The following is a 23,140-nucleotide window of genomic DNA, read 5'->3' on the forward strand; positions in this document are numbered from 1 at the left end:
TTATGTGCAGGCAATAATAAAGCCCACCGAGGTGAGCTTCAATTAAAGAGGACTATTCCTACAATTAGTCATTCATCCATAGACCATCACGCATATGTAGAATCCGGTCTGCCGAATGTGCCAATTGTTCATCATGGGTCACAATTAACATGGCCATATTGAATTCGCTACGTAATTCCGTCAGCAACTCAAAGATTTTATCGGCTGTTTTACGGTCCAAGTTACCTGTTGGCTCATCTGCCATCATTAACTTCGGCTTGGTGACTACAGCACGTGCAAGCGCTACACGCTGACGCTCACCACCGGAGAGTTCACCGGGTTGATGGGTTAAACGATGGGTTAACCCAACACGTTCCAGCAAGTATTCTGCCTGCTGTTTCGCTTCTTTAAACTTGACGTTTTTACGCAGCATCAATGGCATCGCGACATTTTCCAGCGCAGTAAACTCTGGCAATAAATGGTGGAATTGATATACAAAGCCCAGATTCTCGTTACGGACATAGCCGCGTTCTGCTTCAGACAGATTATCAAAACGGCGACCATTGACCATCACCTGTCCGGCAGAAGGACGATCCAATCCTCCGAGAATATGCAATAAGGTACTTTTACCGGAACCACTTGAACCGACAATAGAAACAAATTCCCCGGCCGTTACCTGTAATGAAATCCCTTTGATCACATCAACCGTAGATTTTCCATCTGTAAAAGATTTCTCGATATTTTGGGCATCTAAAACCAGATTACTCATAACGCAATGCCTCCGCCGGTTGAATTTTAGCAGCACGGAATGCTGGATAAATAGTGGCTAAGAAACTTAAAGCAAGTGACAGACCTACAATCACGACCACATCCTGCCAGCGCAGATAAGAAGGTAGGTAGTTGATGAAGTAAGCATCAAACATATTCAGGCCAAGTGAATTGTTTAACCAGCCAATAAAACTACTGATGCTAGTGGCGGCAATAATCCCGAGGATGGCGCCCGCACAGGTACCGATCACACCAATCACAGTACCTTGAACCATAAAGATTCGGGTAATCGTGGCAGGTGAAGCACCCAAAGTACGTAAAATTGCGATATCCGATTTTTTATCTGTGACCACCATTACCAGTGAAGACACGATATTAAATGCTGCGACCAGAACAATCAGGAATAATAATAAGCTCACCATCGCTTTTTCCATCTGGATTGCACTGAACAGATTACCGTGGGTATAAGTCCAGTCAGAGGCATAGAAGTTACCCGGTAAATCACGCACAATTTCCTGAGAAACCTGAGGTGCTGCGAAAATATCATCCAGCTTCATACGTACGCCTTGTGCACCATCTGGCAGACGTAACAAGGTTGAAGCATCATTCAGAGCAATATAGCCCATCATCGAATCAACTTCTGCACCAATACTGAAGATCCCGACCACTTTAAAACGTTTAAAACGGGGTACGACACCCGCTGGTGAAGGCGTCGCTTCAGGCAGAACCAAGGTAATGTTATCATTCAAGCCTACGCCCATGGCATCTGCCATTTGCTTGCCTAAAACAATCCCAAATTCACCTTTTTTCAGGTTATCAATACTACCCTCGACCATATGGTTCTGGATGATCGAAACTTTCTTCTCATACTTTGGTTCAATCCCGCTGACCATAATTCCGGCAACTTGCCCTTGAGCCGTGAGCATCCCTTGTAACTGGGTAAACGGAGCCACACCTTGAACGTGTTCATGCCGCTCAATCTGCTTTGCAAGTTCAGGCCAATTTGTTAGAATTTGCGTCGAAGAAACAGTGGCTTGAGGAACCATCCCCAAGACGCGATTTTTCAACTCTCGGTCAAAACCATTCATGACAGACAAAACTGTAATGAGGACTGCTACACCGAGCGTGAGACCGATCATTGAGACCAATGCGATAAAAGAAATGAAGTGGTTACTACGCCGTGCGCGAGTATATTTCAACCCTATATACAGCGAGATTGGTTTGAACATAACCATCTAGTCCGAGGTAATAAATTATGGAAAATGTACAGCATCCAAACGGATTCACTGAAAGACGAGTCATGTCTCGAATCGATGCTGCTTTACGAATCAATTATCAGATTATTTCCGATGATGTTGCCTTGAATGATCCTTACGATGCTAATTTCGTATTGCCCCGCTATTTTCTACTACTTGCAGAGCTAGATCAATTTGATCATGCTGTTAACTACGAATTAGAACAATTATCTGAAAAAGATCAACAAATTACTCGAATCTTATCCTTATTCAACCAAAAATTAAACCTTATTACCGGTTCTTTGTATGACGCAATTGTACAAAGCATGTTACCTGTACCGGAACATGTGAACTTTTCAGAGACTGGTTTTAGCTTCTTGAGTGATCAGCCGATTAGTGAAGGAACCTATCTGCATGTGACTTTAAGTCACCCAGAAAACTTCTTCCACATCGCGGCAACCGCTCAGGTGGCCTACAGTCGTGCAGAAGAAAACGGAAAATATCGTACGGGCGCTTATTTTATTACCCTGCACCCTCAGGATCGCGTCAAACTGGGCGAATGTGTGAAAGCCAGCTTTGCTTAAGACTGGCATCTATCTTTTTATTAAAGGCGGGCTTTATAGCTCGCCTTAATTTCTTTAGCGAAATATACCACTAAGCCGAACAATAAAATTACTACACCCACCAAAGCAATGAGCGGCAATTTTTCATTATTCAATAATACGCCTACCAGCAAGGCCAGCATCGGTGTCAGGACTGTAGTTAAAGATAAGGTGGTTGGCTTAATTTTCTGTACCAGCTTGAAATAACAGAACATCGCAATCAGTGACGCCATAATCACCGCATACACCAGACCAAATAAGGACTTGGCATGCGGCATAGCAGTGGGTGCGTATTGCCAGATAAATGGCAACATACCAATAGAGAAAACGACTGACAAACCAATCGAACCGGCCGCCTGTGCCATAGGATCAATAGGTGCATTGATTTTCTTCACCCAGAACATGGATACGCAATAAACTAATACCCCCACCAGAGCGATTACGATTCCAATTGGCTGTATATGCTGATCTGCATCGCCTAGACAGATCACTGAAAGTCCAGTTAAAGCGATTCCCATCCCCAGCCATTGATTCAGCGAAAGCTGCATCTGAAAAACAAAACGCCCAATCAGGCCTGAAATGAGGGGTGCCAAGCCGAACATTAAGGCAATGATGCCAGAACTTAAATAATCCGTAGACCAGTAAGTAAAAATTTGCGAGCCGATAAAACTGCATGCACCCGCCAAGTAACTATGTAGGGAAACACGATCAAGCGGTAATCTGGTTTTAAATAACCACAGTAATACTAAGGCTAAAGGAAGTGCTAGAAAAAACCGGATCGCCAATGCCCACATCGGATGCAAATCTTCCACACTCCAGACAATCGCCAGTGGTGTGGTGGACCAGATGAAAACCAGCAAGGCATAGGTCAACATCAGGTTACTTTTTGGGGGCATACTTGATCTCGTTTTTTATTTAATCGCAGTTTTACGTTTCTGTTTTTGAATGGTTTGATCTAGAGAGCTGGAAAACTCACGCTTATCACGTTCAGAAATCGGCGGTGGACCCCCGGTTTGTACACCAGCACCACGCAAGGTATCCATAAAATCACGTAAATGCAGACGTGCTTTGACATTGGCCACTGTATAGATTTCACCACGCGGGTGAATCGCGATGCCGCCTTTCTCGATGACTTGAGCAGCCAAAGGAATATCCTGCGTCACCACAATGTCATGCTCTTTCATACGATCGATAATTTCCTGATCTGCCGCATCTGCCCCGCTCATGACCTGAATAGAATTGATGCGAATCGACGGGGTAATTCCTACCGGTTGATTAGCCACAAAAGTGACTTCAAGCTGATAACGATCGGAGGCACGAATAATCACATCTTTCAGAATACGAGGTAATGCATCTGCATCGACCCAAAGTTTGAATGGCAACACACAGCTTTCCATAAGGGAGAAATTTGGACTAGTGTAGCAAATCAGAGGATGCAGGTTGATGCTTAAAACTGCTCTTTCTCTGAATATCTTGGTCTTTAAATACTCAACTCAGCCGTATTAAATGAGTCAGCTATCCACAATCTAAAAAAATTTGACTTCACATGATTTGCATTTTAATTTTTAAATTCATTCGAGTGACTTGAAAAATCGCAATTACCCTCGATTAACTATAAATAAGTCATCCAAGATCAATTGTGCATATGAAAAAACAGAATAGCCCAGAGATCATCACTATTGATGATCAAAATTTCGGTAGTCATGTCGAACATTGGACCTTGCTTACTGAAAACCCAGGCACAGATGTTCCTCAATGGTTAGGCAAAGCCCTTGATGCACCTGTAATGCCGATGGGCTTGTGTACACAAGAATGCGATATGGATGAAACCACCTGGCTGATTCAGGGACCGAGTAAAGCTGCGGTACAATTAAGCCAAGTGATTGCCGTAGAAAATAACAAGCCACAGGCTGTGAAAACCGCATTCCCAGGCTTTGACAGTCCCTACCAGGTAAAAGCCACGATTGACCGGATTATTTCTTGTAAATCCGATACCCAAGCTGTGTTGCGTCTCAATCTGGGTGCCAACAATATCATCTATGCCTTTGATACGCTGTACAGTGTCAACCGGTCGCATTATGAAAAAGACCAGTCTTATATCGTCAACTTAAATGCCTGGGCTTATGAACTGGAAGTGGTGACTGATCATGAACATTTAGTCGTGGATGATCCTGCCTCTATCAAACATCACCGTGCCCTGAATGCAATTCTTGCGGAAAATAATGGTGTTGCACCAGATAACTTACAGGAACAGATTGATGCCTGGGAGCCAAAGTCTGAAGAAGACAAAGAACCGGTAACGGTCGATTTCTCCAAAATGGTCGCTTATCTGTATGGTGAGACCATGGGTCAGGAAGATGAAGCCTGGTTCCAGGGCAATATTGTCGGTAAAACTTCAATGCAATTTATGGATCAGGATTACATGCTCTATGATGTTACCCTGATTCATGATGAAGGCCAGCCGGCTACTTTGATCCGTGTAGCCACCCGCAATGACAAGCATAAAGATTTCCAGATTGGTCAATATATTCGGGGCAATCTGTGGATTCAGGCCAATATCTATCGAAAAGCAGCTTAAGCTGAATATCCAGATCGGAGGCTCATATTTTTATATGTGTCTCCTGTTTTTTATTTATTTTAGTGCGATATTCTCTCAATTCTGATTATTTTTTATCCACAATTAAAATCAGAATTAATGGATTTTGAATTCATTGAAAATAGATTTATCCACAGATTTAAATTCAAACAAATTCATTTTCAATGTTATCTTAAACTGAATAATCATATTAAAAACATCATAAAAATAATGACTTAATATAACAGTTCTATTTTTATGAATATATTGAGGCCAGTTATTTAAATAAAATTAATACTTTATGAAGTTTAGTTAAGAATGTACTTTATTTAATCAATTTTTTATGGTAAAAATACGATCAACAAATAATCATTTACGATAAATAGATCGGATAATAAATATCTATGAAAATCGTTCAAGAAGAAAATTTACAGCAGGTTGAGCATCATCTTGGCTCGCGTTATCAGCTTGATATGATGTCATGCCTATTTTTCGTATTGGGTATGCTCATTTGCGGCTATATCTTACATAACTTTGTTTTTTAACCCGAATTAAATGATAAAAAAACCCGGCCAATTGCCGGGTTTTTTGATTCTCAAGGATTAAGCATTGCGTTTAGCAAAGTCATCCATGAAGTTTACCAATGCCTGTACACCTTCTAACGGTACGGCATTGTAAATGCTGGCACGCATACCACCTACTGAACGGTGGCCGGCAAGGTTAAGTAAATGGTTTTCTTTTGCTTCTTGCAGGAACTGTTTTTCAAGTTCAGGATTTGCCAGAGTAAATGGAACATTCATGATTGAACGGTTTTCTTTGGCAATCGGATTTGCATAGAAGTCGCTAGAATCGATATAGCCATAGAGCAATTCAGCTTTTTGCAGGTTCACTTTGTGAATCGCTTCTACACCGCCCTGTTCCAGTAACCATTCGAATACCAAACCAGATAAATACCACGCATAAGTTGATGGTGTGTTGACCATCGAACCGTTTTTCGCTTGATCTGCATATTTCAGGATGCTTGGAATTTCAGGTTTTGCCTGATCAAGCAAATCTTCACGAATAATGACCAGTGTCAAACCTGCAGGGCCAATATTCTTTTGTGCACCTGCATAGATCAGACCGAATTTAGAAACATCAATCGGTGCAGACAAAATGCTTGAAGAGAAATCACATACGAGTGGCTTATCAGTTTCTGGCACATGGGCAAATTGCAGACCGCCAATGGTTTCATTATCTGCATAATGCACATAAGCGGCATCATCAGAAAGATTCCAGGTGCTTTGATCAGCAATCGCCAATTTACCATCTTCAGTTTTAATGCCTGCTTCAACCACATTGATGTCGCCATAGCGTTTAGCTTCTTTCAATGCTTTTTCAGACCAGATACCGGTACGGATATAGTCAGCTTTGTTGTTTTTACCCAGCAGGTTCAATGGAATTGCCGAGAATTGCAAAGATGCGCCACCCTGCAAGAACAGTACTTTATAGTTCTCAGGAATATTCATGAGCTTGCGAAGGTCTGCTTCTGCCTTTTCCGCAACTGCAACATAGTCTGCACTACGGTGGCTCATTTCCATGATCGAAAGACCTTTGCCCTGCCAGTCAAGCATTTCAGCTTGAGCCTTTTCAAGTACGGCAGTAGGTAATGCAGCAGGACCAGCACAGAAGTTGTACGCGCGCATGATTTTTCCTTTCAGAGTGAAACACAATAAAATGATGGCATTTAACCATATCTGGACGCCGCTTGCACAAAATTATTTCTATCCAAGAATGAAGATAGAGTCAAAAAACCAATCTAGATTCGGAGGATAATTTAAATACCTTTGATTTTTTACCCTAACCTTGTGATTTCATTTATGAGAAATTGCGTAGGTAAAAATATTCAGTCTCATTCAATGCTTAGAACTATCAACTTGAAACTTGAGAAATGAATCGCTTCGAATTACAACAATACTACAACTTAACCCATCCCTGCCCTGCAAGCACTTGATTTATAATGCAGCTTAGACTGAATTAATGTGACTTTTACATTACCACTTTATGAATATGAAGAAAAATAAACAATGTGTCTGCTGGGGTCTGACTGTGCTTGCATCCATGATGTATGGCAGTTTTGCTTATGCACAAAGCATCAGCTTTCAGGATGCAGAACAACAATTGTTGCAACGTTCCTATAGTAGCCAGGCTTTTCAAAGTCTGGAGCAAGCTTCTAAACTTGAGGCCGAAGCTGTGAAAGGCATTGGTCTGCCTCGTGTTGACCTGAATGTTCGTGCCTATGCCTTTCACAGTGAAGTCGATATTCCATTAAAGCAGTTTAAAAATAATCTGGAAAATTCACTCTCTCAAGGTGTAAATGGCCGGCTTAATGAGTGGGAAGCCATTAATGGTGTGGATCTACCCGCAGGTATTATCGATCCACTGCGGGAAGGACTCAACAATACTATTCATAGCGGAGTAGGTCTGATTCCGGATACGTCTAATGTCGTTCTTGAAGATCAGGTGATTCGTCCCACTGTTTCCGTGATGATGCCACTATATACCGGAGGCCTCACCCGTAGTGCCAAAGAAATTGCCAATATTCAGTCAGGACGTAGCAAACTTAGCAATCAGCAGCAACAGGATACGCAGCGTTTTGAGCTGATTCAGTCTTACTTTAATGTTCAACTACAAAAACAGTTACTGGATTCGGCACTTTTTAATTCAAATGCCATGCAACAACATTATCGTAATGCCCTAAAACTGCAACAGCAGGGTTTTATTAGCAAAGGCCAGCGCATGCAGTTTGAAGTAGCACGCAATAATGCTGAACGCGCACAACAAAATGCCCAAGCCAATCTGAATGCTGCCCTATTTCAGCTGAATAACCTGTTGCTGGATAGCAATATCACCGAGCTAAGCACACCTTTATTTGTGAATCGTGCTGAACCACAAAATGTGAATATTCTGCTCAGCAGTTTTAGCCAGAACTCCCCACTGATCAAAAAAATGCAGATGGATACCGAGCTGGCCAAAGCCAATGTCAAAGCCCAGCAGGCCGCTAAAAGGCCAAATGTTTTTGCGTTTGGTGAATATAGTCTGGATCAACATCAAAACTGGATTGTAGGGGTTGCAGCACGTTATAATCTGTTCTCAGGTATTGATAAAAACAAGAATATTCAGGCTGCTGAACTAAAACGCTATGCCGCTGAACTCATGACGGCGCGTACCCAGCAGGAGATTGAAAACCTGATTTATAAATCATTTAGTGAAGCAGTCAGCGCCCAGCAAAGTGATGCTCTACTTCAGCAGAATCTGAAAGCAGCTCAGGAAAATCTGCGTATTCAGGAATTATCCTTTAAGGAAGATGTGGGGACAGCCACCCAGGTCATCGATGCCCAAAACATGCTCAGCAGTTTAAAGGCAGAAATGGCATTAAACGCTTATAAATATGTAATATCTCTCGCGACCTTATTACAGAGCCATGGCTCAATTGTTGAATTTCCAAACTATATGCAACATGCCAACACCCACTATATTCGTTAATGGAGCCAGACATGACAGATGAGCAAAAGCCAGAACATCCTGTTGATGAAGCGGCTTCAGAAATCAATTACAGTGAATCAGAGCCAGATAATCATGCAAGCACAGAAAAAAAATCGCGCAAAAAATATCTGCTTTTAGGGCTGATTCCAGTCATTCTTGCTTTGATTGGGTTTGGCCTATGGAAAACCTATCAACCCATAGAAATCGAGCTACAAGGCCGGGTTGAGGCAGAGACGGTTCAAGTGGCCACTAAAGTTCCAAGCCGGATTGAAAAGATTTATGTGCAGGAAGGCGATGACGTCAAGAAAGGCCAGGCGCTGGTGAAATTGCATAGTCCTGAAATTGAGGCGAAAAAGCAGCAGGCTTTAGCTACTTTACAGTCTGCATTAGCACTTCAGTCCACCGCAGAACGTGGTTCTCAGGAAGAAAATATCGCTTCTCTGTATGCCAACTGGCAGTCACTAAAAGCACAGGAGCAACTCGCTAAGACTTCCTATCAACGTGGAGCCAATCTATTTAAGGAAGGCGTTATTTCCCGCCAGCGCCGAGATGAACTGTTTGCAGCTTCACAATCTGCGTCGCAAATGACAGAAGCTGCGTATCAACAATATGCCCGGGCTAAACGCGGCAGTACACCAGAACAGAAAAGTTCTGCAGATGCTCAGGTTGATATAGCCCGTGCAGCAGTCGCTGAAGCCAATGCACTAGAAGCAGAAACTGAATTATTAGCACCGATTGATGGTACCGTCTCCAAAACCTATGGCAATGCCACTGAACTGGTGGCAACCGCAGTGCCAGTGGTCAGCCTGATCTCGGCAGAACGCTGGATTAGCCTGAATATTCGTGAAGACCAATATGCCGCTTTAGGTAAACAGCAACAGCTTGCAGGTTTTATTCCGGCACTGAATCAATCAGCCACTTTTAAAGTAAAAAATATTAGTGCTGAAGGTGAATTTGCCACCATTAAAACCACGCGCCAAACCGGCGGTTATGATGTCCGCAGTTTTAAAGTTCATCTTGTGCCAGTCACTGAAATGCCTGAGTTAAAAGTCGGCATGAGCGTGCTGTTTAAATTGAAAGAGCCAAAATAAATGGCTTCTGGATTCTGGGCGGGTATTCAGCGTGAAATACGCTATTTATGCAGAGAGAAATGGGATCTGGCTCTAGTCCTGCTCGCCCCTGCCTGTATTCTGATTTTACTTGGTAGCATGTTTGCCAAAGGCAAACCGGATCATCTACCAATCGCCATTATTGATCAGGATCAAAGTAGCCTGAGCAGCAAGATTTATGATCATTTATCTTTGAATCATACCCTACACGTGCATACCGTTTCTGATCAAACGGTCGAAATCGAAAAGTTATTAAACGAAAATAAAATCTGGGGCTATATTCATATTCCTACCGGAGCCGAGCAACGATTGGTCAAAGCTCAGGATGCTGAAATTAGTATTGCTTTTAATCAGAGTTATTTTAGTATCGGTAATACCATTTCTTCGGCTATGCTACTTAGCACCTTGCAGGCTCTGGCTGAGTTTACCGGTAAGCAGTATCTAGGCAACACGCTCCCCTATCTGGATGCACCTACACCGAATATTAAAATTTCCCCATTGTATAACCCACAGCTGAATTATGAATTTTATCTGGAACCTTATATGGTTCCGGCAATTTTGCACTTGTTGTTATGTTGCTGTGTGGCTTTTGCTGTGGGTCAGGAAATTAAACGGCATACTGTTAGTCATTGGATTGCCCAACAAAACTTGTGGTCGGCACTGCTGTCTAAAAATCTGGTTTATGTAGCAATCTTTTGTTTATGGACTTGGGCTTGGATGTTTTGGCTGGTCGAAATTCGCGGCTGGTTTATTGCCGGGTCATTATGGCTGATTCTATTGGCTCAAATACTGTTCTATAGTGCCTATGCCTTTATCAGTAGTGCTGTGGTTCTGGCTACTCAGGACCTAACCAAATCTTTTGGTCTACTAGCAGTTTATGGTGGTTCATCGCTCAGTTTTGCTGGGGTAACTTTACCTCTTAATAATGCTCCACTATTCACCCAGTTCTGGTCCAATATTATTCCTTATACACCCTATGCCAAATTACAGACGGAGCAATGGGTGATTGGCAGTCCGCTCTATATTTCACTGCAACCGATGTTCGTGCTCGTCATTTATGTCGTGCTTTATGCTGTACTGGCCTATGTCTTTCTCAAAAAAACAGCCAAAGGAGTGTCAGCATGAAATCACTCTGGAAAGCTTATTGCCAAACTTTTAAAGACATTATTAGCAATACCAGTATTTTTACCACGCTGATTTTATCAGTTCTGTTTTACAGCTTTTTCTATCCGACCGCATATAAGGCAGAACACGCAGAAGCCTTGCCGATTATTATTGTTGACGAAGAGCAAAGTGCTTTAACCAATACCATTATCAGTCATGTCAGCCAAAGCCCCAATGTACAAATCAAGGCGGTGACTGGAAATTTTGCTGAAGCTAAACACTGGGTGGAAACTCAAAAAGCCGACGGGATTTTATTATTACCAGATAATCTTTCACAATCTATCAGGCACGGTGAAAATGGCGGGATTGGGCTGTACTTAAGTACTGCTAACTTTTTAATTACCAAACAGATTGGTTTGGGCTTGGTCTCTTCAGTAGAAAATACCTTAAGCGAATATGCAGAACGCTTTAGCGAGATTTCACACTTCTCTCCTGCACTATCCATTCACCAGATTCCATTATTTAATACACTCTCTGGCTATGGTAGCTATGTGTTTCCCGCTGTTGCACCGTTGATTATTCATCAGACGATCTTTCTTGGCCTCAGTATGCTGATTGCGCTGTATCGGGAAAGTAGACAGAGGATTAATTTAACCACCTTATTCGGAATCAGTTTGGCGATTCTGACCATTGGATGTTTGGGCTGTTATTACCTGTTTGGTTTTACTTTCTGGTATTTTGATTATCCCCGTGGCGGAAATTTTTGGGGCATGCTGCTCGCTGTACCCATCTTTGTATTCTGCATGATTGGGATTACTACCTTGTTTGCCAGTTTTCTGGACATGCCAGAACGCGCCGGTCATATCATTGTTTTTACTTCAATTCCGCTCTTTATGCTTTCAGGAGTCGCCTGGCCGCATGCTGCCATGCCAGTCTGGGTGCAACTCATTGGGCAAGCCTTACCTTCGACCCAAATCGTGCAGATGTTTATTCAACTCAATCAGATGGGGGTGCCTACTTATATGGTTCTAGGAAAGCTTGCTTATCTATTGGTGATCGGCATCATCTGTATGAGCTTAGGCTATTATCGGCTACGCCCACGTTCTTAAATCCAGATTTACTCAGGCTATTCGCATTGAAAATTATTCACCAAATACCTGAATATTAAAGTTGCGGATTTTAGTACTGCCATTCGGCTGGTCAAAACTCACATCATACTGAACCAGGTTTTTTGGATAGGCAATTTCATAGCTGACCTTGTATTCACTCGGTTTGCCGTTATTTTCCTCGAAGCTCTTTCTCATGATAGTCTTGGACTTATATTCACCTTGTGGAATTGAGCGTGAAAAACGCTTCATGATTTTTTCATTGTTTTGAAATTCTGTCTGCAACTTCGGCTCAAGCTGAGCTAAAAATTCGTCATATTTTCCATCACGCAGGTCTTCATAAGCTACTTGCGCAGCCTTTTCCTGCTCAGGGCTCGGATCGGGCATACTGTCCATTGCATTATTACAGCCGCTAAGTGCAATAGCTGCGGTCAAAAGCATCAATCTGGTCTTCATTATTTATCTCTCATTTAGTCGATGTGTAAAAAAGGACGCCGAAGCGCCCTTTTTCATCAGTAGCAGAACTTATTCCTCTACTGTATTGTCATCATCTTTTTCAGCTGCTTGTGCATCAGTTACATCATCAGCTGCAGATTCAGTATTTTCAATATCTTCCAATATTTCCAACTCATCTTCAACTGCTTCAATCGCTTCTACACCGACCAGTTTTTCATCTTCAGCCAGACGGATCAGACGAACACCTTGTGCATTACGACCAGTCTGTGCCACTTCAGAAGCACGGGTACGAACCAGTGTACCGCCATCAGAAATCAACATCAGTTCTTTAGATGCGTCAATCGCAACCGCACCGACCAGCTCACCGTTACGTTCTGAGGTCTTGATTGCAATTACACCCTTACCGCCACGTTTCTTGGTTGGGAAGTCATCTACCGGGGTACGTTTACCATAACCATTTGCAGAAGCACACAGCACTTCACCGGTTTCAGGTACAACCACTAGAGATACGATACGGCTAATGAAGTTAGCTTCAGTTGCATCTTCATCATCAGATTCAACATCTACATCTTCTCCATCTTCAACTTGAGAAGCACCGATGGTCACGCGCATACCGCGTACACCTTTGGCTGAACGACCCATTGAACGTACGTCAGTCTCTGCGAAACGAATTGCTTTACCTTCGTTCGAGAACAACATAATTTGCTGTTCACCGTCGGTAATCGCAACACCAATTAAGGTGTCATCGCCATTCAGTTCAATCGCACGTAAACCGTTGGAACGAACATTCGAGAATTGTTCCAGTTCTACACGTTTAATCGTGCCGTACTCAGTCGCCATAAACACATAGAAGTTCTTACGAACAGCTTCAGCCTGCTGAGCAAAGTCATTGATGATGTCATCATCAAGATCAGTCGTAGAAAGTGCTAAGCCGAGTTCTTTCAACTGAACACGCAGTGCATCAGAAATATCATCTGCACCATCTTCCGATTCAGCAAGTGCAGCTTCTAGTGCCGCAAAGTGACTATTGATCACTTCATTGGTTTGCAGCTGTGCAGCATTGGTTTTCACAAATGCTTTAAAGTCAACCAGACGTTCTTTAAATTTCTTCGGTGCATCAATTACTGGCAAGATAGCAGTAATGGTTTCATTGTCATCCAGTGGCAACAAGTTCACCATTGGGCGACCTTTGGCACCACGCGAAGCTTGTGGTACTTCATAAACTTTCAGACGATAAACCTTACCGACATTGGTGAAGCAAAGCACAGTGGCATGATTCGACGTCACCACCATGTGCTGGATGTAATCATCTTCTTTCATGCTGGTTGCAGACTTACCACGACCACCACGACGCTGAGCAGCATAGTCAGATAATGGTTGAGTTTTCGCATAGCCTGTTTTTGAAACGGTCAGAACCATTTGCTCTTCAGGAATCAAATCTTCACGAGAGAAGTCGATACGAGATTCAACAATATCTGTTTTACGTGCATCGCCATATTGCTGAAGAATCAATGCCAGCTCTTCTTTAATGACGTTCATCAATAAGTTGAAGTCATTTAAGATGGCTGTATATTCAGCAATTTGACCTAAGATTTCAGAATATTCAGCTTGAAGTTTATCCTGCTCAAGACCGGTCAAACGGTGCAAACGCAGTTCCATAATCGCGTTGACTTGAGTAGGAGATAAGCGATACACCTCACCATCAATACCAAATGGACGCTCTGGATCTTCGCCTTCAATTTCGTCCGGACGTACAGAAACAGCACCTACTTTTTCGAGCAAGGCTGCCACACCGCCTGCTGCCCACTCACCTGCTTGTAAACGCTCACGCGCTTCAGCTGGGTTGGCAGAAGTTTTGATGGTTTCGATGATGGCATCAATATTTGCCAGAGCAACGGTTAAACCTTCTAAAATATGACCACGTTCACGTGCTTTGCGCAGTTCGTACATGGTACGACGTGTCACGACTTCTTGACGGTGACGGATGAATGCCGCAATGATGTCTTTCAGGTTCATCAACTTCGGCTGGCCGTTGTCCAGGCAAACCATATTGATGCTGAAAGAATTTTCTAACTGCGTATTCTGGAACAGGTTATTGACGATGACTTCAGCATTTTCACCACGCTTCAGGTCAATCGCAATACGCATCCCTTCCTTGTCCGATTCATCACGAAGTTCAGAAATGCCTTCAAGTTTTTTCTCTTTGACCAGCTCGGCGATACGTTCAATCGTTTTCGCTTTGTTAACCTGATAAGGAATTTCCGTGAAGACAATCGTAGTACGGCCAGATTTGGCATCTTCTTCAAAGTGATATTTACCACGAATATGCAAACGGCCTTTACCGGTGCGGTAAGCATCCACGATACCTGATTTACCGTAGATAATACCACCTGTCGGGAAGTCTGGACCGGAAATATATTCCATCAAACCTTCGATGCTGATATTCGGATTATCTGCATAAGCCAGACATGCATTCACTACTTCAGTCATGTTGTGTGGCGCCATATTGGTCGCCATACCGACTGCAATACCAGCCGCACCATTCACCAGCAGGTTCGGAATACGGGTTGGCATGACTTGCGGAATACGCTCAGAACCGTCGTAGTTATCTTCCCAGTCAACTGTATCTTTTTCCAGATCAGCCAGTAATTCATGGGTCAGCTTACGCATACGAACTTCGGTATAACGCATTGCCGCAGCGCTATCGCCATCGATCGAACCAAAGTTCCCTTGACCATCAACCAATTGGTAGCGCAGACTAAAGTCCTGAGCCATACGGACAATGGTTTCATAAACAGCAAAATCACCATGTGGGTGATATTTACCGATGACATCACCTACAACACGGGCAGACTTCTTGTAAGCTTTGTTGTAGTCATTGCCCAATTCGTGCATTGCGAAAAGCACACGACGATGAACAGGTTTTAGACCATCTCGTACATCCGGCAAGGCACGTGAAACAATCACGCTCATTGCATAGTCTAAATACGAGTGCTTGAGTTCATCCTCAATGGCAATCGGTCTAATTTCCGATACGCTCATGCATACTCCTTATTCTACAAGCCAGATTTGGCTTGCATTTATATGTCGTAAATCCAGCTATAAATCGGCTCAAAAAAAAGCTGAACCAATATTAAAATTTAGTCGTACAGTATAGCATAATCTAGGCTAAATTTATCTGTTTCATCCCCAACTACCCACAGGATTTTTAGTAGAAATTTTAATCACTTCACAATATTTTGATATTAAAAAACCTCTGCTTGCAGAGGTTCATTTTTTTCTTTAAAAAAGCAAGTCACTTAAATATGAAGTTTAGACTCTATATCGGAAAAATCATCTTCAGCTATGACCTGACTAGTTGATTTTGTCACAACACAATCTTGCTTCATTAATGGATAAGCGACCAGGAATAAACCGATAATAAGCGGAAATTCGTATAGTTCTTCCATCAAATCTTTATAGATAAAATCTGTAAAAATAAAATGAGTAAAAAACCGATTATGTTCAATGCCATCAGACATCAGCAAGCCAATGAAAGCTAATAGGAGTGCCCAAATTGGAAGTGATACATGCTTAAACTTATAAGCAATTTCTTGACGCAAAGGTGCTAAAAACAGCATAAACACCACGGGTGCAATCACAAGAACCGAAATACCACGGAAATAGATTTTTGGCACTTCCGGGAAATAGTCACGTCCCCAGCTGGTACTTCTACCAAACAGCATAATCCACCATGCAACTGACCAGAGCCAAAATTGTTTTTGACCTTTACTTAATTCAAATGGACGGATATAGAAAAAACTAAATACGGCAAAACCAAACAACATTAATGCTTGAATTGACTCAACTGCTGTAACCGTCATACCTCCTAACAAAGGAAGGTGCAGACTCGGGAGAAAAGGGAAAATCAAACAGCAGATCATCATTACCAAAATACTGACTGGTAACTGAAAATCAAATTTCACGAACACTCCGCCAAATGGCAAGCTTAATAAAACCTTAATATTAACACAAAATATACAATAGCCAAAATTTCGAGTCAGAAATGGACAACTTGTTAGTTAGATTAATTATCTAGATTAAAAAAAGAAAAACGCTCCTAAAGGAGCGTTTTTTTGAAACTGATTCAGAAATTAGATTTTAGAAACCAATTCAGGAATTACAGTGTTCAGGTCACCTACTAACCAGTAGTCTGCTACTGCATTAATTGGAGCTTCTTCATCTTTGTTGATCGCAACGATCACTTTAGATTCTTTCATACCTGCCAAGTGCTGGATCGCACCAGAGATACCTACAGCGATGTACAGGTCAGGTGCAACGATCTTACCAGTTTGACCAACCTGCATATCGTTAGGAACGAAACCAGCATCAACTGCAGCACGTGAAGCACCTTGAGCAGCGCCAAGTTTGTCAGCTAGTGGATCAAGGATTTTGTGGTAGTTCTCACCAGAACCTACACCACGACCACCAGAAACCACGATACGAGCAGCTGTCAATTCAGGACGTTCAGATTTAACGATTTCTTCATTAATGAACTTAGAAATACCAGCATCACCAGTAGAAGCAGCAGCTTCAACCGCAGCAGAACCACCTTCAGCAGCAACCGCATCAAATGCAGTACCACGAACAGTTGCAACGATTACTGATTCAGAAGACTCAACAGTTGCAATCGCGTTACCTGCATAGATCGGACGCTTGAATGTATTTGCAGAATCAACAGCGATGATGTCTGTGATCATGCTGACATCAAGAAGTGCAGCAGCGCGTGGCAGAATGTTTTTGCCAGTTGTAGTAGAAGCAGCAAGGATATGGTTGTAGCCTTTACCTAATTCTGCAACCAGTTTTGCTACGTTTTCAGCCAGTTGGTTTGCATAAGCAGCGTCGTCAGCAAGTAAAACTTTGCTTACACCCGCAACTTTAGCTGCCTGATCAGCAACTGCTTGAGCGCCAGAACCAGCAACCAATACAGTGATATCACCACCGATTTTTTGCGCCGCAGCAACAACGTTTAAAGTAGCAGCGTTAAGTGCTTTGTTGTCGTGCTCAGCGATTACTAAAATACTCATGATTTTTATCCTTCTGTATTAGATCACTTTCGCTTCGTTTTTCAATTTTTCTACAAGTTCGTCTACAGACTTCACTTGTACGCCAGCTTTACGCTCTGCAGGAGATTCAACTTTTACTGTTTTCAGTTTAGTTGTAGTAGTTACACCGAAATCTGCAGGTGACTTAGTATCAAGCGGTTTTTTACGCGCTTTCATGATGTTTGGAAGAGCTGCATAACGTGGCTCGTTCAAACGTAAGTCAGTAGTTACGATCGCTGGAAGTGATAATTCAACAGTTTGTAGACCACCGTCGACTTCACGAGTCACTTGTACTTTGTCGCCTTCAACTTTAACTTCTGAAGCGAATGTACCTTGACCTGCACCTAGAAGTGCACCAAGCATCTGGCCAACCTGGTTAGAGTCGTCATCAATTGCTTGTTTACCAAGAAGGATCAATTGTGGTTGTTCAGCTTCAACAACACCTTTTAGAATTTTAGCAACTTCTAGCGCACCTAATTGGCTGTCATCAGCTTCAACCAGAATACCGCGGTCAGCACCAAGCGCCATTGCAGAACGGATTTGTTCTTGAGCTTCTTTAGGACCAATAGAAACAACAACGATTTCTGAAACAGTTCCTTTTTCTTTTAAACGAACCGCTTCTTCCACCGCGATTTCACAGAATGGGTTAATTGACATTTTAACGTTTGTTAAGTCAACACCACTGTTGTCCGGCTTAACGCGAACCTTAACGTTGGCATCAACCACACGTTTTACAGCAACAAGAGCCTTCATGTAATCCTCGGCTGTTTTAGCAAATGTAAATGTTGAGAAAAGTTATAATAACTCTTCACTTAAATTTTTTAGGTGCCCTATCTTGCAATGTGCACGGCATTTCGGTCAAGTCACAATTCAACAAAGAGCTGTAAAAATGCGTAATTTTCCTTGAACGATGCGTTCACAATTAATCCGTATCGATTTATTACAATGAATTTTATTAATATTTAATAAAATTTAACCTTTGATTTTTATTATGTTTTTATTTGATGAAACACATCAGAACTTTTGATTTCTGCTTATTAAATGTACAAATCTGTCCTTAGATTTGTGAAAAATGACTTATATTTAAAAATGACCGCTTTGGTCAGTTTGGACATAAAGCGAAATTAATCAGGATTTATTCTGCATATCTGCTCAATTTACTCCGCTTTACTTTGCTGGGCAGGTCTAAAAATTGGGTTGTCATCAATCTATAAATATAAAAAAAGCATACTGGGAGCAGTATGCTTTTTTAAAACACGCCATTGCTTAATTAATAATTAACCAGCTTGCAGCAAGGGCAAGTAAACCACCTGAGGTGCCATCAACCCATTTCTGTTTACGTTCATCAATTTGTGTATTGCGGGTAATTCTGCTGAACAGAATGCTGAGAGCACAATAAACAATGAAAATCATGCCGATAAAAATAAAAGAGAGAATTAAGCCTTGGCTCACTGTATTTCCGCTTTTATCAATAAACTGCGGCAAGATCGCAAAATAGATCAGCATGCCTTTAGGATTGAGTAAGGCCGTAAAGAAGCCTTTTTTCACTGGATTAGCAGCAGATTTTTTCTCAATTTTCATTGAGTTTTTACTAAATACTGATTTCAACAGGCTACAAGCCAGATAGAGCAAATAAGCAATACCCAGCCAGCGAATCACCTCAAACAATACCGGAAAAGACACGATAATCGCTGCGATTCCTATTGCTACCAAAATGGAATGTACCAGATAACCTGAACAGATCCCGATGGTTGCCATCATGCCTGCTTTTGCATCTTTACCCATCACTTGAGACAGGATAAACAGCATATCTGGTCCAGGTGTAAAAATCAGGGGAAGCACGGTTAGTGCAAAAAGTGCAAATACAGACATTTCCTTTTCCTTTAAATCTTCGAAAAGTGGAATTAGTATCTATGAATTTTTACAAAATAGGCTTTCAATTTATTTTATAATAAGCATTATTTTTCAAATTATATTCTAATATATGAAAATATCTTCTAAATCTGTGCGAGTAAAACTTGATCGAATTGATAAAAATATCATTCATCAATTGCAAGCCAATGGCCGTATTCAGAATAATGATCTGGCGCGGGAAATTGGACTATCCCCTTCTTCCTGTCTGCGTCGGGTAAAGTTGCTCGAAGATGCGGGTGTGATCCAGAATTACACCACCATTGTCGATTCACAGAAAATCGGTTTTCAGTTGATTCTGTTTTCACGGATCTGGCTGGTCGGTCAGGATGCAGAAACCATTGATACTTTTATCGAGGCAATGAAAGAACTGCCTCAGGTGATGGAGTGCTATATCATTCTGGGTGAATGTGATGCGATGTTAAAAGTTGTGGTACCTGATCTGGAAAGTTACCGTAAATTCCAGTCCACACATTTGACCAAGAAAAATGGCATTACCAGTGTCAAAACAGATTTACCCAGCCAGATCATCAAGCAAAGTTTTCAGTTACCGCTGGATGACTTATAAAATATTTTAGCAATAAAAAAGGATGACCTTGGTCATCCTTCATGTTCATTAAACTTGCAGAAAGTCACGATGCACATGACTCAGTTCAATCAGTTCATAAGACTTCAGATCGAAAATATTCCAGATTTCGAGCGCATCTTCTTTCAGGTCAACAGCTTGACTGGCACGCTGCGTGGTCTGCCATTGCAGATCAGAAATCCATAGATAATACTGGCCTGTTTCAGGATTATAAGCCTGCATTTTCCCTTCTGCATTAATCCCTTGCACGATTGCTCCTTTAGGGAGAACGGCTTCAATAGTGGGCAAGCTAATCTCAACAAAATGTTTAATCTGGCGTAAACCATAACCCGCAAACATATCTTTTTGGGCTGGGCTTAACTGCGCATGCTTTTGTTGTATATCCGGGATAATTGCTGTGTCCATAAAAATTCCAGTATCGAGATCGCTGATTTTCTTTTAAAAATTGATTACTATTTATACTTATATCCAAAAACAGCCATTTGAAAAATAAGACAATAGTGAAATATCTTTCAAACATTCTGTTCAGGTCATATTTTAAGCATGATACATGAAAGTTTTATGCCATGAATCCTAATCATCCGACAAGCGGAAGAAAACTTTAAATTTTTTCTATTCTTTATGCTGTGCCCGCGGATGCGCCTGATCATAAATCTGCGCAAGTCGATCAAAATCAATATGAGTATAAATTTGTGTAGTACTCAAATTGCTATGCCCCAACATTTCCTGAACGGCACGAAGATCACCACTATTCGACAGCATATGGCTGGCAAAACAATGCCGTAACAAATGCGGATGCAGGTCAACATTAACCCCTGCACGCTGTGCCTGAAACTTGACCCGGTTTTCAATTTGCCGTGCACCGAGCGGATTGCCTTTTTGGGTGATAAATACATTCGCGTCAGGTACAAAATCACCATTCCAGAGCGGATAAATTTTTAGCCATTCCATCAGACTATCTTTGGCTTTTGAACCAAAAGGCACCACCCGGGTTTTATTGCCTTTACCGGTAATACGGAGGAGCTGACGATTAAAATCAACATCCTTGATTCTTAAGCTCTGAATTTCTGCCAAACGTAAACCACTGGAATAGAGTAATTCCAGAATTGCTTTATCTCTCAACCACATTTGTTGCTGCGCTTCGGTTTCTGGAGCAGGCTGGTCCAGAATCTGGTTCACAGTTTCAATATCGACCATACCCGGTAAAGGACGTGACTGACGTTTCAACTGAAAATCATCAGCCGGATTAAATGCCAGATACTGCGCCTGCTCTGCCCATTTCATGAACTGGCGAATCGAAGAAAGCATCCGCTGCAAGCTACTCGAACTTAATCCGTGCTGCTCGACTTTTTCAGCCAGAAATTGACGTAAATCTGTGGCTTCCACATCATTGAGCGCCAATTGTTGTATGGTGCAGAATTCCAGAAAATCAGCCACATCACGTTCATAGGCCTGTAAGGTATGTTTAGACTGGTTCTGGATCTCACGTTCTTTGAGCCAGATTTCGAGCAAGTCTTTTGCAGAAAGGTTTATTACTTGCTCCATTCAATTGGCTCCAGCCAGGCTTCAATCAGTTCTGCGGTCTGTACTGGATGAGTCGCCGCAAAGAAATGATCCCCGCCTTGAATTACATGCAGGTTTGCATGTTTAAAATTTTGCTTTAAGCATTGCCCCACCTGAACGGTGCTTAAAGTGTCTTGATCACCCCAGATCAGTAGAACAGGAATCTCAAGATTGCTTAACTGTTTCAGGCTAAATATGGTTTGATCTTGTAAAAACCAGTCAGGAACATCTTTAAACTGCTCGCGATAATCTATCCGCCAGTCACCACAACCGAACTGGGATAGATCCAGACCACCTGAAGTTGCCAATAAAACCAGTCCTTTGACTTTCTGTGGATGATGCAGTGCAATTGCAACTGCCAATACTCCCCCCATAGATTGAGCAACCAGAATTGAATCATCTTCAATCTGCCTTGTGATGAATTCCTGCAGATCATGAAGATTTTGAATAGTCGAATCTGGTTCTACCCCATCGAAGCCCGGATATGCCAATATTTTTGTAGATTGATCTGTTTTTAAATGAGCCAACAAGGGCTGCCAAAAGCCTTGGCTGCCTGATGCACCCGGTAAAAACACAAGCTGATTCATAAGGCTGTTGTGATATTAATTAAATATGGAATTTATCCTATCATAAAAAAAGCACCGTACTATGTGCGGTGCTTTTTAGAGAAATAAATGTTGGGATTAACCTTGGAAGTAGCGCAAGTCCAGTCGACCTTCATAAACATTGGCGGTTGGACCTGTCATCCAGACCACATCACCTTCTTTCCATTCAATCTGCAATTTACCACCCGCAAGTTCAATTTCGACCTTGCTAGATAACAAACCACGGCGCATACCAGACACTGCTGCAGCACAGGCACCTGTACCACAAGCTAGTGTTTCGCCTACACCACGCTCATAAACACGCAAACGGGCATGCTTTTCATCAATGATCTGCATAAATCCAGCATTAACGCGTGCCGGGAAACGCACATGGGATTCCACCTGTGGACCAATCTTAGCCACATCGGCAGTCAATACATCCGGAACAATCGTCACTGCATGTGGATTACCCATATTGACCACATCAATTGTCAGCTTTTCTCCACCCGCCAGATCGATGTCATACAGATTTTCCGGTTCTTCTGCCACAAATGGAATTTCCTGAGGCAGGAATTTTGGATAACCCATATTCACTCGCACCCAGCCATTGGCACCGAGTTCAGGTTCCACGATTCCAGCTTTGGTCTGTACCTTGATTTTGGTTTTAGTGGTCAATTGACGCTCATGCACGAAACGGGCAAAACAGCGTACACCATTGCCGCACTGCTCAACCTCAGAACCATCCGCATTAAAAATACGGTATTTAAAATCTGCACTTGGAATATCAGGCGGTTCAACAATCAAGAGCTGGTCAAAACCCACACCAAAGTTACGATTTGCCAAGCGCTGAATAGTGAGAGTATCCAGATAAGCACGCTGGCTAATCAGGTCTACCACCATAAAATCATTGCCCAGGCCATGCATCTTGGTAAATTCAAGCAACATTACTCAGT

22 protein-coding genes are annotated in these 23,140 nt (G+C 42.2%); 7 read left to right on the forward strand and 15 right to left on the reverse strand.

Annotation, left to right across the window (positions count from 1 at the left end; genetic code table 11):
• Positions 1-64 precede the first annotated feature (64 nt).
• Both lolD and ACEWB7_RS00690 read right to left on the reverse strand, forming a co-directional pair.
• Positions 65-748 carry a lipoprotein-releasing ABC transporter ATP-binding protein LolD gene (gene lolD / locus ACEWB7_RS00685; protein WP_214002029.1) on the reverse strand — a complete coding sequence of 228 codons (684 nt, stop codon included), beginning with the start codon at positions 746-748 and terminating at the stop codon, positions 65-67.
• The gene (locus tag ACEWB7_RS00690; RefSeq protein WP_034170943.1) at positions 741-1,976 is read right to left on the reverse strand and encodes a lipoprotein-releasing ABC transporter permease subunit; all 1,236 of its coding nucleotides are present in this window, start codon (positions 1,974-1,976) and stop codon (positions 741-743) included. The genes lolD and ACEWB7_RS00690 overlap by 8 nt, the downstream gene beginning before the upstream one ends.
• A gap of 26 nt (positions 1,977-2,002) precedes the next feature.
• Between ACEWB7_RS00690 and ACEWB7_RS00695 the strand changes: the two genes are divergently transcribed.
• On the forward strand, positions 2,003-2,566 hold the full coding sequence (locus tag ACEWB7_RS00695) for a PilZ domain-containing protein (RefSeq protein WP_214002028.1): 564 nt from the start codon (positions 2,003-2,005) through the stop codon (positions 2,564-2,566).
• Positions 2,567-2,586: 20 nt separating this feature from the next.
• Here ACEWB7_RS00695 and ACEWB7_RS00700 read toward each other — a convergent pair whose 3' ends face one another.
• Positions 2,587-3,480: a DMT family transporter gene (locus ACEWB7_RS00700; RefSeq protein WP_004784646.1), complete on the reverse strand. Its 894-nt coding sequence runs from the start codon at positions 3,478-3,480 to the stop codon at positions 2,587-2,589.
• Between the two features lie 15 nt (positions 3,481-3,495).
• Complete coding sequence (locus ACEWB7_RS00705) at positions 3,496-3,981, reverse strand: YaiI/YqxD family protein (protein WP_005236716.1); 486 nt, start codon at positions 3,979-3,981, stop codon at positions 3,496-3,498.
• A 248-nt stretch (positions 3,982-4,229) separates the two neighbouring features.
• Between ACEWB7_RS00705 and ACEWB7_RS00710 the strand changes: the two genes are divergently transcribed.
• Positions 4,230-5,162, forward strand: a complete 933-nt coding sequence (locus tag ACEWB7_RS00710; RefSeq protein ID WP_159124053.1) for a hypothetical protein — start codon at positions 4,230-4,232, stop codon at positions 5,160-5,162.
• Positions 5,163-5,761: 599 nt separating this feature from the next.
• Here ACEWB7_RS00710 and serC read toward each other — a convergent pair.
• The gene (gene serC / locus ACEWB7_RS00715; RefSeq protein WP_313583662.1) at positions 5,762-6,844 is read right to left on the reverse strand and encodes a 3-phosphoserine/phosphohydroxythreonine transaminase; all 1,083 of its coding nucleotides are present in this window, start codon (positions 6,842-6,844) and stop codon (positions 5,762-5,764) included.
• A gap of 358 nt (positions 6,845-7,202) precedes the next feature.
• Between serC and ACEWB7_RS00720 the strand changes: the two genes are divergently transcribed.
• Genes ACEWB7_RS00720 through ACEWB7_RS00735 form a run of 4 tightly spaced genes read left to right on the forward strand, consistent with a single transcriptional unit; the run spans position 7,203 to position 12,006 of the window.
• Complete coding sequence (locus ACEWB7_RS00720; RefSeq protein WP_411580335.1) at positions 7,203-8,684, forward strand: TolC family protein; 1,482 nt, start codon at positions 7,203-7,205, stop codon at positions 8,682-8,684.
• An 11-nt stretch (positions 8,685-8,695) separates the two neighbouring features.
• Positions 8,696-9,775: an HlyD family secretion protein gene (locus tag ACEWB7_RS00725; protein ID WP_411580336.1), complete on the forward strand. Its 1,080-nt coding sequence runs from the start codon at positions 8,696-8,698 to the stop codon at positions 9,773-9,775.
• The gene (locus ACEWB7_RS00730) at positions 9,776-10,918 is read left to right on the forward strand and encodes an ABC transporter permease (protein WP_034701292.1); all 1,143 of its coding nucleotides are present in this window, start codon (positions 9,776-9,778) and stop codon (positions 10,916-10,918) included.
• The gene (locus tag ACEWB7_RS00735; protein ID WP_286966015.1) at positions 10,915-12,006 is read left to right on the forward strand and encodes an ABC transporter permease; all 1,092 of its coding nucleotides are present in this window, start codon (positions 10,915-10,917) and stop codon (positions 12,004-12,006) included. Before ACEWB7_RS00730 ends, ACEWB7_RS00735 begins: the two co-directional genes overlap by 4 nt.
• 33 nt (positions 12,007-12,039) lie before the next feature.
• Here ACEWB7_RS00735 and ACEWB7_RS00740 read toward each other — a convergent pair whose 3' ends face one another.
• The 6 genes from ACEWB7_RS00740 to ACEWB7_RS00765 form a co-directional block, all read right to left on the reverse strand.
• Positions 12,040-12,459, reverse strand: coding sequence for a hypothetical protein (locus tag ACEWB7_RS00740; RefSeq protein ID WP_034701297.1), 420 nt, complete (start codon positions 12,457-12,459; stop codon positions 12,040-12,042).
• Between the two features lie 69 nt (positions 12,460-12,528).
• Positions 12,529-15,501, reverse strand: a complete 2,973-nt coding sequence (gene gyrA / locus ACEWB7_RS00745; RefSeq protein WP_411580337.1) for a DNA gyrase subunit A — start codon at positions 15,499-15,501, stop codon at positions 12,529-12,531.
• Positions 15,502-15,758: 257 nt separating this feature from the next.
• Positions 15,759-16,424, reverse strand: coding sequence for a hypothetical protein (locus ACEWB7_RS00750; protein ID WP_262738057.1), 666 nt, complete (start codon positions 16,422-16,424; stop codon positions 15,759-15,761).
• A 168-nt stretch (positions 16,425-16,592) separates the two neighbouring features.
• The gene (locus tag ACEWB7_RS00755; protein WP_004784671.1) at positions 16,593-17,525 is read right to left on the reverse strand and encodes an electron transfer flavoprotein subunit alpha/FixB family protein; all 933 of its coding nucleotides are present in this window, start codon (positions 17,523-17,525) and stop codon (positions 16,593-16,595) included.
• Between the two features lie 18 nt (positions 17,526-17,543).
• Positions 17,544-18,296, reverse strand: a complete 753-nt coding sequence (locus ACEWB7_RS00760) for an electron transfer flavoprotein subunit beta/FixA family protein (RefSeq protein ID WP_004784673.1) — start codon at positions 18,294-18,296, stop codon at positions 17,544-17,546.
• Positions 18,297-18,809: 513 nt separating this feature from the next.
• A complete protein-coding gene (locus ACEWB7_RS00765; RefSeq protein ID WP_034170953.1) occupies positions 18,810-19,415 on the reverse strand; it encodes a LysE family translocator in 606 nt (201 codons plus the stop codon).
• Positions 19,416-19,527: 112 nt separating this feature from the next.
• Between ACEWB7_RS00765 and ACEWB7_RS00770 the strand changes: the two genes are divergently transcribed.
• Positions 19,528-20,022, forward strand: coding sequence for an Lrp/AsnC family transcriptional regulator (locus ACEWB7_RS00770; RefSeq protein WP_312087509.1), 495 nt, complete (start codon positions 19,528-19,530; stop codon positions 20,020-20,022).
• Positions 20,023-20,070: 48 nt separating this feature from the next.
• Here the strand turns inward: ACEWB7_RS00770 and ACEWB7_RS00775 are convergent, their stop codons facing one another.
• The 4 genes from ACEWB7_RS00775 to dapF form a co-directional block, all read right to left on the reverse strand.
• Positions 20,071-20,445, reverse strand: a complete 375-nt coding sequence (locus tag ACEWB7_RS00775) for a hypothetical protein (RefSeq protein WP_034170955.1) — start codon at positions 20,443-20,445, stop codon at positions 20,071-20,073.
• 207 nt (positions 20,446-20,652) lie between these two features.
• Positions 20,653-21,543, reverse strand: coding sequence for a site-specific tyrosine recombinase/integron integrase (gene xerA, locus ACEWB7_RS00780; RefSeq protein WP_262738081.1), 891 nt, complete (start codon positions 21,541-21,543; stop codon positions 20,653-20,655).
• A gap of 29 nt (positions 21,544-21,572) precedes the next feature.
• A complete protein-coding gene (locus ACEWB7_RS00785; RefSeq protein ID WP_175967964.1) occupies positions 21,573-22,190 on the reverse strand; it encodes an alpha/beta fold hydrolase in 618 nt (205 codons plus the stop codon).
• A 96-nt stretch (positions 22,191-22,286) separates the two neighbouring features.
• The gene (dapF, locus tag ACEWB7_RS00790) at positions 22,287-23,132 is read right to left on the reverse strand and encodes a diaminopimelate epimerase (protein ID WP_004784684.1); all 846 of its coding nucleotides are present in this window, start codon (positions 23,130-23,132) and stop codon (positions 22,287-22,289) included.
• Positions 23,133-23,140 lie beyond the last annotated feature (8 nt).

The organism is Acinetobacter sp. NIOH-H-8 (assembly GCF_046635365.1).
Taxonomy (GTDB): domain Bacteria; phylum Pseudomonadota; class Gammaproteobacteria; order Pseudomonadales; family Moraxellaceae; genus Acinetobacter.